This window comes from Methanolobus sp. WCC1, assembly GCF_045690315.1.
Taxonomy (GTDB): Archaea; Halobacteriota; Methanosarcinia; order Methanosarcinales; family Methanosarcinaceae; genus Methanolobus; species Methanolobus tindarius.
The window spans coordinates 599,470-612,489 of sequence record NZ_CP146979.1 but is presented as its reverse complement, the minus strand read 5'-3'; the positions used below and the strand labels follow the sequence as shown (position 1 = coordinate 612,489).

At 36.2% G+C, this 13,020-nt stretch carries 14 protein-coding genes; 11 read left to right on the top strand and 3 right to left on the bottom strand.

Annotation, left to right across the window (positions count from 1 at the left end; genetic code table 11):
* The first annotated feature begins 108 nt into the window (after positions 1-108).
* Entirely contained in the window at positions 109-1,101 is a 993-nt protein-coding gene (locus tag V7O61_RS03130; RefSeq protein WP_407282751.1) for a PHP domain-containing protein, read from the top strand.
* 143 nt (positions 1,102-1,244) lie between these two features.
* The gene (locus V7O61_RS03125; protein ID WP_407282752.1) at positions 1,245-2,372 is read left to right on the top strand and encodes a UDP-N-acetylglucosamine--N-acetylmuramyl-(pentapeptide) pyrophosphoryl-undecaprenol N-acetylglucosamine transferase; all 1,128 of its coding nucleotides are present in this window, start codon (positions 1,245-1,247) and stop codon (positions 2,370-2,372) included.
* A gap of 48 nt (positions 2,373-2,420) precedes the next feature.
* Here the strand turns inward: V7O61_RS03125 and V7O61_RS03120 are convergent, their stop codons facing one another.
* Together V7O61_RS03120 and V7O61_RS03115 are read right to left on the bottom strand one after the other, a co-directional pair.
* Complete coding sequence (locus tag V7O61_RS03120) at positions 2,421-3,014, bottom strand: DedA family protein (RefSeq protein WP_407282753.1); 594 nt, start codon at positions 3,012-3,014, stop codon at positions 2,421-2,423.
* A gap of 167 nt (positions 3,015-3,181) precedes the next feature.
* On the bottom strand, positions 3,182-3,931 hold the full coding sequence (locus V7O61_RS03115; protein WP_023844502.1) for an SIMPL domain-containing protein: 750 nt from the start codon (positions 3,929-3,931) through the stop codon (positions 3,182-3,184).
* Between the two features lie 333 nt (positions 3,932-4,264).
* Here V7O61_RS03115 and V7O61_RS03110 point away from each other — a divergent pair, with 333 nt between their 5' ends.
* The 6 genes from V7O61_RS03110 (at position 4,265) to V7O61_RS03085 (ending at position 9,531) form a co-directional block, all read left to right on the top strand.
* A complete protein-coding gene (locus V7O61_RS03110; RefSeq protein WP_407282754.1) occupies positions 4,265-5,524 on the top strand; it encodes a hypothetical protein in 1,260 nt (419 codons plus the stop codon).
* Between the two features lie 210 nt (positions 5,525-5,734).
* Positions 5,735-6,382, top strand: a complete 648-nt coding sequence (locus V7O61_RS03105; protein ID WP_407282755.1) for a hypothetical protein — start codon at positions 5,735-5,737, stop codon at positions 6,380-6,382.
* Between the two features lie 144 nt (positions 6,383-6,526).
* A complete protein-coding gene (locus V7O61_RS03100) occupies positions 6,527-7,258 on the top strand; it encodes a hypothetical protein (RefSeq protein ID WP_407282756.1) in 732 nt (243 codons plus the stop codon).
* A 189-nt stretch (positions 7,259-7,447) separates the two neighbouring features.
* Entirely contained in the window at positions 7,448-7,948 is a 501-nt protein-coding gene (locus tag V7O61_RS03095; RefSeq protein ID WP_023844506.1) for a PsbP-related protein, read from the top strand.
* Between the two features lie 178 nt (positions 7,949-8,126).
* A complete protein-coding gene (locus V7O61_RS03090) occupies positions 8,127-8,843 on the top strand; it encodes a hypothetical protein (RefSeq protein WP_023844507.1) in 717 nt (238 codons plus the stop codon).
* 1 nt (position 8,844) lies between these two features.
* Positions 8,845-9,531, top strand: a complete 687-nt coding sequence (locus V7O61_RS03085) for a hypothetical protein (RefSeq protein ID WP_407282757.1) — start codon at positions 8,845-8,847, stop codon at positions 9,529-9,531.
* A gap of 111 nt (positions 9,532-9,642) precedes the next feature.
* Here the strand turns inward: V7O61_RS03085 and V7O61_RS03080 are convergent, their stop codons facing one another.
* Positions 9,643-10,191: a YkgJ family cysteine cluster protein gene (locus V7O61_RS03080; protein WP_407282758.1), complete on the bottom strand. Its 549-nt coding sequence runs from the start codon at positions 10,189-10,191 to the stop codon at positions 9,643-9,645.
* 372 nt (positions 10,192-10,563) lie between these two features.
* On the opposite strand from V7O61_RS03080, the gene V7O61_RS03075 reads away from it, so the two are divergent.
* The 3 genes from V7O61_RS03075 to V7O61_RS03065 all read left to right on the top strand — a co-directional run bounded on the left by V7O61_RS03075 (position 10,564) and on the right by V7O61_RS03065 (position 13,020).
* Positions 10,564-10,857 carry a hypothetical protein gene (locus V7O61_RS03075; protein ID WP_407282759.1) on the top strand — a complete coding sequence of 98 codons (294 nt, stop codon included), beginning with the start codon at positions 10,564-10,566 and terminating at the stop codon, positions 10,855-10,857.
* Between the two features lie 253 nt (positions 10,858-11,110).
* Complete coding sequence (locus tag V7O61_RS03070; protein ID WP_407282760.1) at positions 11,111-11,908, top strand: hypothetical protein; 798 nt, start codon at positions 11,111-11,113, stop codon at positions 11,906-11,908.
* A gap of 434 nt (positions 11,909-12,342) precedes the next feature.
* Positions 12,343-13,020, top strand: coding sequence for a hypothetical protein (locus V7O61_RS03065; protein WP_407282761.1), 678 nt, complete (start codon positions 12,343-12,345; stop codon positions 13,018-13,020).

Genomic DNA, 13,020 nt, shown 5'->3' with positions numbered 1-13,020 from the left:
ATAACTATAGATGATGTAGATTAACTATTTATTTCTAGTAAGAGACATATGCACACATAGAAGAAAAACCGAATATAAACGGGATTTCAATAAAACAGGAGGGATAGGGTGTTCCACAAACAGGACAGCACAATGCAAAAAATAATTGCATCCGACAGAGCGATAGAACTTCTTGAAAATGGCTTTTGTAAGGCAGACCTGCATGTACACACTTCCTGCTCCTATGACGTGCCTGCAAGCTATTTAACTAAACCTGAAAATCTTTTTAAAAAAGGATTATCAGATGGACTCAATTTTGTGACATTTACAGATCATGATACTGTGAAAGCATATGACAGAATGGGATGGAAAAGGGATAATCTTACCTCTGGAGTGGAATTGTCCATAACTGACATGGAAAATGTAGGGCACACTATCCACATCAATGCTTTTGAATTTGATAAGGGGCAATATGCCGAGATGGAGACAATTGTACAGAAAAAGCAGGATGTATATATGCTTCTTGACTACTTTAATGATAATGACATCCTGCACATGTACAATCACCCGTTCTGGTTTAAACCAGGAGAAAAACCGAATATCATGGCTGTGCCTGAGCTTGCAAAACATTTCCCGGTGATCGAATACAACATGCAGGACCTGAAGCAGAAGAACTTTTTCTCAATGGTCCTGGCACAGCGTTTCAGGAAAGGAATGGCTGTGACCACTGACAGCCACACAGGCAGGATGGGGAGAGTCTATACTGTGGCAGAAGGAGATACTTTCAGAGAGTATTTCAGAAACATTGAGAAGGGCAGGTCTTACATGATGATTGATGAACCAATCTGGAAACACATCAGCCATGAAATAAATGCATGGATAGAGCTTATCTTTAATATGGAAAAACGCATGCCACACGAGGGTGACTACTCTACTGGAGTGGAGGTAGTAGATAGGGCTGTCAGCCTCGTGTGCGGTGACAACAGGGATAAACACCCGTACATCTGTAATATGACAATGCACCTTGCACAGCAGTTCTTTGGTTCAGGTTTACCTTTCCTGTTGTACAGGATATCAAAGCAGCCACAGGTTTCCAGAATCGGACGCGTTGTTAACAATTAAACATTTGTAAAATGTGTAATCGCACATTACTTTTTTGAAAAACAAAATACACAGATAATAGATTGATAATGAAAGTATTTTTAAGAGATAAAAACGTAAATGCACCAGTCAGGTTTTTGTTCTGACTATTTTTTGGTGTTAAGATGAAAGTAATGATATTTGTCTGCGGCGAAGGTCTTGGACACACCAGCCGATGTATATCCATTGGAAGAGAGCTTGCTTCTGCCGGGCATGATGTACATGTTGGAGCTTACGGGTATTCTAAGGAACTTATTGAACGTAAGGGACTTAAGACCCACAAGGTCCCCTCGGAAATAACTCTTGTCGGTAAAGCAGGTTCCCTGAATCTGAAAAAGTCTATTCTTGCAACTTTCAAGAGAGGACAGTTTCTGGGCATAATAAAGATACGCAAGCTTCTCAAGAGAACAAAGCCTGATGTTGTAATATCAGACAGTTATTTCATGGGAATGCTAAGTGCTAAATCCCGCGGTATTCCATGCTATTTGATTGTGAACCAGTCAAATATGGAGGAGTTCTTCAAGGGTAAAGGCGTGTCAAGTAAAATAGTAGCCGAGCTTGTGAAAAAATCTTACACCGGAATGTTCAGGATGGCTGATAAAGTAATAATTCCTGATTTTCCGTTGCCACACACAGTATGCAGGAAGAATCTGGAGTTCAGGAAAAAGACATGGGAAAAAGTGTTTTTCAGTGGTCCGCTTATAGGAAAGACCTTTGGGGAAACAAAAACCGGAGAACTACAGCGTCCGCACGTACTCTGTACAGTTGGTGGATTTGGCTACCGTGAACCTATTTTTAGAAAAGTAATTGAAGCTGCAGGTCTGGATAGTTCCATCAATTATACTTTGCTTTCAGGCCCAAGCGTTGACCCTGCAAGTCTTGGAGAATTACCGGAGAATGTTACAATTCTGAAATTCATCGATGACCAGTTCCCATATATGAAGGCTTCAGACCTTGTTATCGCTCCTGGAGGTCACAGTACCATGATGGAAGCCCTGAGCTTTGGAGTTCCGATGATAAGCGTTCCTGATCAGAAGCATAGTGAACAGCAGAACAATGCTTTTGTTATTGAGGAAGATGGCCTTGGAAAAATGATGGACTACTCTGCATCTCCCGAAGATATACTTGAAAACGTCAGGCTGCTTATTAGTGATGAAAAGTACAGAAACAAGCTTGCAGAAATGCGTGAGATGGCAGTGGAATTGAACGGACCGAAGGCCGTAAGGTTGTTAGTTGAAGAAATTGGAAATTAATCAGGCTCAATAAGTTTCAATAAGATGAGCAAAGTGTACTTTTTGAATTCAGCGTGAGAAGTTCTTCTTGTAATAGATACTAAGGACTATTGCGATTAAGCCCATAACGGCAAAGAAGATTACATGACTCAGAACACTGACATCAGTTATCAGGTTCTGGAGATTGCTATGGAATATGTATCCTGCTGTTATGAGAACTGGGTAAAATGACAAAAGGGCTAACAGGTCATAGAATACGAATTTGCGCCAGGGCACGTTTGCAGACCCGGCAACTACAGGGCCGAAAAAGCGAAGGCCTACTATAAGCCGGAATGTGAAAATGGTTTTGCCACCGTGGTTCTCCATTAAATGCTCATAACGGGCAATCTTTTTCTTATCTTTATTACTATCGAAACGTGATAGTAATTTGCTTCCGTTTTTACTGAGCCAGTAGAGCAATATATCCCCGGAAGCACCTGCAATCAGACTGACAACGATTACTATCCAGAGATTTCCGAAACCAAGACTGACAATGTAACCTACGATGAGTAGAAGAACTTCTTCCGGCAGCGGAATGAAATATCCCAGAAAACCGAGAGTTATGAAAATACCCACATATGAAAGATGTTCAAGATAAGGTACTATAAACTCCCAATTACTCATCTTGTTTTATCAGTAATTGAATCTATAAAAGCTCTTTCAGATCTGTAAAAAGAAGGAAAAGGATAGGGAGGAGTTGCAAAAAAATCTTTGTTTTCATGCAACTCCTGAGTGGAGTGGTTGGTTGGTTGGTCGTTTTTATAATCGCTTTTTGAATGGATTAGTCCATATCATTCAATGTAGTATGTTACCTGTACTGACATTGAAACTGTGGACTCTCCTGGTTCTATTGGTGTGGAAACTCCGCCTGCATCCATTGCTGCTTCTTCTACATCCATTGCATAGTAGATTTTAGAATTACTGTTGCTGTTTATGGATGCAGTCTGCACACCTGTGATTTTTAGATCAAGGGTGTCAGCAAGTTCGTTGGCCTTTGCTCTTGCATTGCCTACAGCTTCACTTACAAGCTCTTCACGAAGTTCATCCTGCATGTCATCAGAGACTGAAAAGGAAATACTTCCTATCTGGTTAGCACCTGATGCAGTTGATTTGTCGATGATATCGCTCAGGTAATCGAGTTTTGTGGTTGTGACCTGTACGCTGTTGGATGCGGAATAACCTGTGATGGTTCGTTCCCCGTCATAATTATAGACCGGATACACGGAAACATAGGATGTCTGTATTTCCTTGTCTTCAAGGCCGAGGGCTTTGAGTTCTGATATGACAGCGCTCATTATGGCAGCATTCTCGTCAGATGCTTCCTGTGCTGTTTCGGCCTGGATGACAGCGCCTATACTTAATGATGCGGTGTCAGGGACGACATTCTGTTCGGCGTATCCGCTCATGGTAATTGTGTCTGCTGTAGTTTGTTCAGTTCCATCCTGTGAGATGGCATATATAGTTAGTGACATCACCACCAGCACTACTGATAGCGCAATGATGGCGAAATATGATTTATCGTTTTTATTGTCAGATGACATGTTATATCCTCCTCTAGTGCCTTGCAACCGGTAATTATAACCGATTGTTACGATTAATAGAAAGACTTGAACATATTAATCAATTGTCTAAGCTTCAAACTCGTTTGTAGCTATAACAGGGGACTGATTGCGATGATAAAAACGAACATCTCAGAATTGATGTAGCCATTGTCCATAACTGTGGAAAATAAAATAGAGAACTGTTATTTAATATTATATATACGGCAAAATACTTATAGATACTAATAATATATATTTGGCATGGGATGATTGAGATTATTTCTTTGGTGTGGGAACCATGAAAACATCTTTTTACAATTAAAGAGGGATTGAGTGATTTATGGTGAGATCGAGTTTATAGGAATTGCAGATATTCCACGTATCAATACCATTTTCAGTATCGATAACACGCTGTGGACACCCTGGAAGGTTATTCTCAGCGATAAAGAAATGACAATCCAGACCACTGACAGATCGATACACATCAATCTGGAAAACATCCTTATCGTTGACAGGCCCTTGCCGCATGCTATTCTCTGTAAACTCCAGAATTCCAGTAAACATGGTTCGGTAATTGTTATTGATTATAAAAAAGATGCGACAATCGGTATAGGCGAAGTAGTTTCTTCCATGATACTTTCCGGAAAGAAATCCGATATTTCTAACCTGAAATATATGATGATGAGCCTTTTAGGAATGAAGGCTGACCCAGTTATTGGAACTATGAAACCGGAAGATATACGACTTTTGTGCCTCCTGGCATCGGGAATTAATAGTCTTGATATGCTTGTCCCTATTTTCGAAGGTGATGATGAATTGGTCAACAGGACTTTTGCGTCTTTGAAAACCAAAGGACTCGTTGATAAGTATGCTACTCTGACACCCCTTGGACTTGATCTTGTAGACAGGGTAAAGGGTGTTGAAAAGAAGAAGCTCGGATCTAATATTCAGGAGGATTTCGATAACCTGTCTACGGTCTGGAATTGCCTGGATTGCAATATGGGACCATGTGATGATGAAGCTAACAGAATTATATGGAAATTTGGAAATTCAAAATTATGCGGTAATGTAGCTACAGCTGATATTGATAAATTCATCTGTCCTGCATCTATTGAAGCAATAGAGGTTGAGATTCCTGAAAATACCTGTTTTATGGATCTGATGATCCATACTGTTAATGATGCTTTTGTTGTCCTGAAATCACGTGATTATTCAGTGATTCTGGCTATCTACGGATGCCTGAATCTTAAGGAAGATGTGCAGATCCGTATTTTGTTCTGTTTTTACCTTGGTTTTGTAACAGAGACAGAAGTCCTGAATTTCCTTCAAATTTCTTTTGCATGCTTTGCACAACATTGTGAGATACTTGTGGAAAATAAGCTGCTTGACTGGGAAACTAAGGAGCTGACAAATGCCGGGTTAAATCTAGTCCACAGAAAGTTAATAGGAGATGTGTCTGTCCTGTTTAACTGGTCATGTTTTGAATATAAATCTGAAAATTTCAAGAAAATTGAGACCAGAAAGAAAGAATGTGCCAAAAAGAAGATAATGGATATACTCCAGAGCAAACACGGCAAGACGTTGGACGTCTGAGATTAAAAATGAGTAACGGATACAATCAAGGTACTTAATATTGTTATTATAATTACTATTGCTATTATTACTATTAATGCTACAAACTTTATCAATTTTATTAGCATAGGTATTATTAGCCATAGCCAAAATAGTTCTACATAGATTCCGGTAAATAAACTTAAATACATAGTATATAGTTCATTAGTATAATTATATCCCACAAATATAATGAGTACTGTAAAAATGGATGCTACGATTCTGCTGATTGTGATATTTCTGCTTTTTGTGACAGCCGGATTTGTTAAAAGATTAATTTTGATAGCTATTGTACGCCGGAAATTAGATTTTCTAAACAGGTACTCATCAATATACTGTGAATTCGCGGAAACTTATTCCACAAACTTTGATTCCCTGTTGTACTTGTGGCTGACAAATAAAGCCTCCGAGATTCAACAAACCCTTAGATATTTTGAAGTTAATTCTAAAATTCCTCTTATTAAACCGGTTATAACAAACCCACAGTTGATTACCAGAATTCTTCCTGCAATGAAATACGGAACTGCAAACGCCAGAAGAGTAAATTCATCATACAATACATTGCTATGTTGCAAAAAGAGTATGGAAGAGCTAATGGACAGTTTGCACACTGACCTGCGAAAACCATTCAAATTATCCCTGTCAGGAATCCTGTATTTTGTTTCCCTGCCGGTTCTGATGATGTTCTGGCTCAACCTGATAAGCGAATCCATGTTCTACAGGATCATTAGCTCTTATGAGTTCAGGCTGGCAAATCTCCTGACCTGCCTGATATGTTTGATTACCTCATCGATTATTATGTTTGGCGGAGTTGGTGGAGAATTCCTGGGAAATCTCTGAAAGAGATTCTTATTGGCAATACCGGCACAATATGATTATAATCAAAATTACTTTGGAATTTACAAAGTCCTTTATACCAGAGAGATTATTCATTTATTTATGAATAATGCAAAAATAACTATTATGTTCATTTTTTTAATTCTGATGAGTTCTGGATGTACAGAACAGGAAGAATTTACAATATCAGAGAATGCTACTATTATTTCCATGAAATATGTGACCACTTCTGCAACCAATATGGAAAAACAGGAATTGATGATTAATTCAAGTACTATGGACATTAGTATTTACAATCCTGACAATGAACTCAAAGCGCATTACACCAGACCTATGATTGAGTATCAATGGAAACAACCACCTTATATGCTTACAGGAAAGCCTTTCCTTGAGATTAGTTCTTCTTCGCAGGCACAAAAAATCCGACCGGATGATTCAGATTCCGGTACTCTGGAAGTTACTGTGTTGCAGGATGGTGAAATTCACACTTTAACTATTGATTCAGATTCTCCGAAATACCAGATTGAAGATTTATATGAGATTGAAAGTTACATGGATTCCCAAAAACAACTTGCACTAGAGCCTTCTTTTGAAGAAGCACAGGCAATTGTTGAACCCTGGATCACTTCCATGCCTACTTACAGTTTTGATGGCTCTAACCTGACATTAGAAGAACATAGTAGGGAAGATACGTTGCCTTCCACGCATCTGTTGATATACACATTTACCAGCAGTCATGAAGGTTATGGTGACCGCTCAAATGAAGATCTAGCCGAAGAACTCACAAATCACACAATCTGGGTTTCTCTAAGACAGCGTGCAATCATAAAAGCCATAATTGATGATTCATGGGATGAGATTAATCAGGAGCCATTGTAATCCTTTAGCAAAAACAGCTCTGTAGAAATCCTGTCATTCAAATTTGAAGGTAAATAGACCGGTTTTGCCAGGAATTCTACAGAGCCACAAAACAAGAATTTAAATATTGAAACGAAGTACCTTTGGAAGTATCTTTGATCTCATGGGGTGGTTACATCAAAGACACGTATGTTGACGGTGAAAAAAATCATGAAAACAAAGAAATCAGTGACTACTTTTTGTGTACTTTGTGTATTGGCATGTGCTGTTGTGATGACCAGCGGCTGCACGGATGATACCAACAGTAACAGTGATATTGAAAATTATGCTACATATTCAGATTCAGAAAATGGATTTACTGTAAAATACCCGGCTACCTGGGAAAAAATGGAAACTACAAGCAGAGTGACGTTCAAGAATAACGAAACAAATGCTTTTGCCAATATAGCTGTTTTAAGTATGTCTTCACTGGGTGCGACTTCACTTGAAGAGGTTGTCGACTCATATGGCGCTCCCGGCGGCAAATATACTACCTTCAACGGATATGAAGCGTATGAGGCAATTGCAAGCGACCCATCCGACATTGATACCAGAGACATCCTTTTCGTTGAAGGAGACAGATTATTCATACTGGGCTATATCAGCTATCTGGAAAACAAAAATGATGTCGAAACCATGAATACCATTCTTGAATCTATTGAAGTGCAATAATAGTTTTTAGTATCCTGATTGTGCTCTTCAGGTTTTGAAGAGTGCAATTTGGAGATTTTATTGGAAATCGCGGGTTATTTGAAACTTTGTTCCTCATGTAGAAAATAAGTTGATAAATTTGTGTGACAGAGGATCGTAGCAAAGTTATTAATCAATGAAATCTTAAATGTGAATTGTTATGGATAATTATAGAATTGATGAATTTGCACCAATCGATTCCATATTAAACAGTTTTTCAACAGACATGTTTGATGGAATTACATTTATCATGAGGCCTGTAGTTGGCGGTATTGATTATTTGAGGTCTATGCATCAATCTTATTTATTCAAAAAAGAGATTAACAAAATCTCGAATTTTGATTTTGAAACCCGGGAAAAAATAATTGATTTTTTCACGGATATCGTTGCTGGCAGGATATTTGATGAAGAGTTCATTGATGAATTGGAAAGAAAAGTGTCCGAATTAGACGAGATTAGAGATATCTTCAAGGAACTAAACCACAGAAGATTGAATATTGAGCAAAAACAGATACATCATATTTTGAATTTGTCTCTTAGAAAACTCAATGGCAGGATAGTTTCAATCAGAGATGAAATAAATTCACGAATGTGGGATGATGGTGAAGACATTACGCAATTATTGCTGCTTGATCAGGTATTTTATTTAATTCAGGAAATGATTAAAGAAGCTTTGGATATCCCACATAGCAAGTTAGCTGATTCAAATATCTGGAATGAAATAATATTTTCGTTACTTTATATAGAAGCATTTCACAGAAAAAAAGTTTCATATCTGGATTTTCAGAATTTTTTGTCCAGCCTGAGTTTATACAATTATAAAGAAAGCAAGAATGTAAAGGATAATGACGCCATTTTTGAAGCTTTAGTGGTTTAACATGAATTATTCCATTGATTCCAATATTTTAATTGCTTTGATAAACCCTAAAGACAGGCTTCACAAAAGAGCAATATCAATAATGAAAAATGGCAGAAATGACTATATTATTTTATGTTCAACTGTCTTATCCGAATCTCAAAATCTTTTCAGGAATCGTATAAACCAGATTATTGTTGAGATTATTCAGTTTTTGCCTAATTTCCAAAATAAGAAAATGTCCCAAATGGAATATCAGGAACAATTGATAATCTCTTTTAAGAAAATAAAATCATCCAATCCCGGAATATCTAATTTTTTGGATCTGGTCTATAATGAGATACTTAAATTTCTAAAAGACAACGATAGTCATATGCTTCCTGCTTTTTTATTTCAGCTTGCTATAAACTATTCTCAGTCACTATACAAGAAACTGGATGATATGCACTCAAATGATGGTAAAATAATATTGTTAAACCACAATCATCTGAAAGCTGTGAAAGAAGCAACTATTGGTACGTACTTCAAAGACCCAAATGATGAAAGAATCTTTTTTGAACTCATGACGAATCTCCGTGATATTGTTCCCATTAACTTTTACACAGGTGACTCTGAATTTGTTAAAAAGATAAACAAAAGTTATCCGTCTTGTCTTGTGTATTTCAAATTAAATGACAACTCGTTTTCATGCTGTTTAGTGAAAGATTGAAAATATGAAAAATAAAGAGGTATCCATCCAACATTGATACCAGAGACATCCTTTTTATTGACTGAGACAGATTGTTCATACTGGGCTATATCAGCTATCTGAAAGACATGGTTATTTAGAATTCAGATAATCGCTAAATATTTTCAAATATTCTATAGAAAATCCAAAACCTGTGACATTGTAAGCTATTCCTTTGTTTCTTTCAAAGATATCAGAACATTCTTTGAGAGCTATGTAAACATGCTCAGGAACTGATTCTTTCTCAATTTCCATCATGTGTTTGTAAAGATCACACAAAATAATTATACCCATTTTGCAGGGATCAATTGTAAACATTCCTGGCTCCGGACTCGTATTAAATGGATATATTCGACAAATAGTTGGCCTGTATCCATATGCACCACACTTCCCTGATTCTGATAAAAATGGACAAGGATTCTTTAGAGAGTAATACGTGGTGCTGTTGGTGACTCTAAAATCAAGATCTTCTGTTTTTGCTTTTGATACATTACTTAATTCTTTCAAGTCAATTGCATCCATCTCAATTGTTTTTGCCTTACAACAATGTGCAGGACAATCAGATGGACATTCATAGTGAGAGAGAATATTTGTGGCAATTTGATATATGATTGTATCTTTTAATCTTATTTTTGCGGACATATATTAGATTTTATAATGTATAATATAAAAACATAGTTAAATCTTCTTTGTGAATTCGCCAGTCATAATCCCCACGCTTGAAATATACAGAACTTTCAGACCACCATACATTTATACCAAGATTCCTTTAATAAATTTGGGAATGTTGCCGGTTGAGTACAAAATATTGCCATTAATTAATACCTCACTTAATTAATGGAAACTACCTGTAACCTGGTATTATTGACACACCCACTCCCACACAAACCCGTCTTATTTTAGTCAATAATACCCATTCCCATCGTGCATCATTATGGCGTTCATCATTTGTTTTCAGAAATGTTTATATGTAGCCATAATAGACATTATTATGTACTCAATGGGCTGGATAGCGTGGGACCTGGGTACGGCGTCGGGTGGATATATTCGACGCCATTCATATTATACTACTATTTTACAACCTGTTTCTTAGGATACCAGGAACTCTGTACTTTCCCGGTAACTCACTTCTCCAAATTAAGATCTAAACTTCCATCCCTGAAACGTCCGGATCCAGAACCCCTGACCGAAGAAGATCTTCTATTCTTTGACAACACCCATTCATCAGAACTGGACACATCAGAAGTAATTGATTACCTGCAGGAGGTTGGCCTACTTGATTCCAACGATGATAAACGTAACAACTAATGACTTTATAATCCAGGGTTCCACCCTGTACACTTCTCACACCTTAACCATGTGGATCCTTCAAAACATCCTGGCGGCCTTTCTCATAGGTCTCTTTATGGGTCTGACTGCTTCCCTGTTCTACGAATCAAATAAGAACTATGTAACTCCCTGGTTGTTTGAGAGTGCTATTCCCTGGGTAATTGGGAAGGTTAAAGGATACATTAGTCCATAAATAAAAAAGTTAATATGTTTAAGGTTTCCATACTCATGTATGGATGTTTTGATTTATTTTTCTCTTTTTTTGACTATTTTAACTATTACAATTTACTGGTTTGGGATGGCGTATAATTCAAAGTCTTCAGATGCAAAGAAAGAAAAAATATACAAAGATGGTGGTATGTTCTTTTTACGGAATGTTATTATTCCCTCTGCATTGTTTTCTGTGACATATTCTTCTAATTATCAAGAAGAACTATTTGTAAACAAATTAGCTACAGTTTCTCATATATCAATTCATTTGTTAATTATTATTGTAATATGTGATGCCGTTTATAAAAGAGGGTTCAATAAGAAGTTTGCTTATGATTATAATAGCTATATTACAAGTGATGTTGCAGATCAAAAAAGCAATATCGACATTCTACTGGTCTTTTATTCAATGATAGTAATATATATTGCCGCTTCAGCTATTTGCTATACATTTTCATTAGAAGGTACTATTATTGACAATAATAGTGACTATTATCATTTGTTTTTAACAGTTTACATATCGTTTTTACTATTAACTTCAATTGCACGTAAAAATGGTAATTATGATAAATCATATAAAAAAGTTAAAATTACTACTAAAAATAACGCCATAATAGAAGGTTTCCTTTTGAACAAAGGAGAGTTCATATCATTACATACTAATGATTCAATTCAAAATATTAATGCTGATTGCATTTACAAGATAGAAGAAGAATATGGGTTATACAGATATGATTTTCATTCGTTAATACGCCGGTATAATATGGATATCTTAAAAGGCATCATTAGAGTGTTTTCTAGGAAAAAGAGAGTTAATTAATATTCACTTTACTAACCTGTTGGAAATAATAGTTTTGAGCTCATGGAAGGGAGCCGGCTTTAGCCGGCTCCCCTATGCTCCTATTCCGAAGGAAAGAGCGACACGAAAGAAGAGAGAATCAAATACCAATACTACAGTTTAAACGACTGTGATATGTCAATGACTTTTTTGAATATTAGAGAAGAAAAAGATTGCTCTAAACATTACTCATGATAAACGTTAAAGTTAATTAATTTTAAATATTCTACTTGATTGTATAAACTAATGGCAAAAATAAAAATTGTGGTTGATGGTTGCAAATGTGAAAGATGTGGTCATGAGTGGATCCCACGTGTTAAAAATAGAATATTGCCTACAATCTGTCCAAAGTGTAAATCACCTTATTGGAATAAAAAGCGTAAGAACAAATCATAATTGAACAAAGAGTGCTAAGAGTGAACACAACGAATATAGTTAATGGTGCTGGAAGCATGCTATTAGAAACAATTTATGCTATCGTAGCTACTGCTTTAACATCTTTCATTCTTTCTCTTTATATAGAATACAAATGGAATATATCGGAGAAAATCATAAGATTGAAACATTACAGATCAGAGTTATCTTTGAAACCTATTGTATCTTATAATTCAGATATACCGTTTAATGATTTGAAAGATATTGTATTAAATAGCCTGTCAAATACAGATTGTAAATTCCGAACATATAAAGATACTGAATACCAATTAGATGTCATTGTAAATGATTCGTTTCATGTCACTGTAGATACTGCATCTGAAGACACTTTTACTATACAAATGAGTAAGAGAAAATCTACAATGAAAACAAAAGATAGTGATGTTAATAGTATAATTGAGTATTTAGATAATTTTCAAAGAGATATTTCATTAAATGGCTGGCGAATCAATGTCAACAGTTATACATTCTACTTGTATTTTTCTTTTGAAAATGCCTATTTCAAATTTCATGCCCCTAAAAATGTTGATGTGAATTCTTATGAATTATCTATGATCCATGCTCCTTCTACAAGTAAAATAATTCTTAAGCGCGATTATCTAAAAATCACTTCAGTACAAAAAAATGATGTGTTAAGTGTTGTAAAATCTTTTAAATAG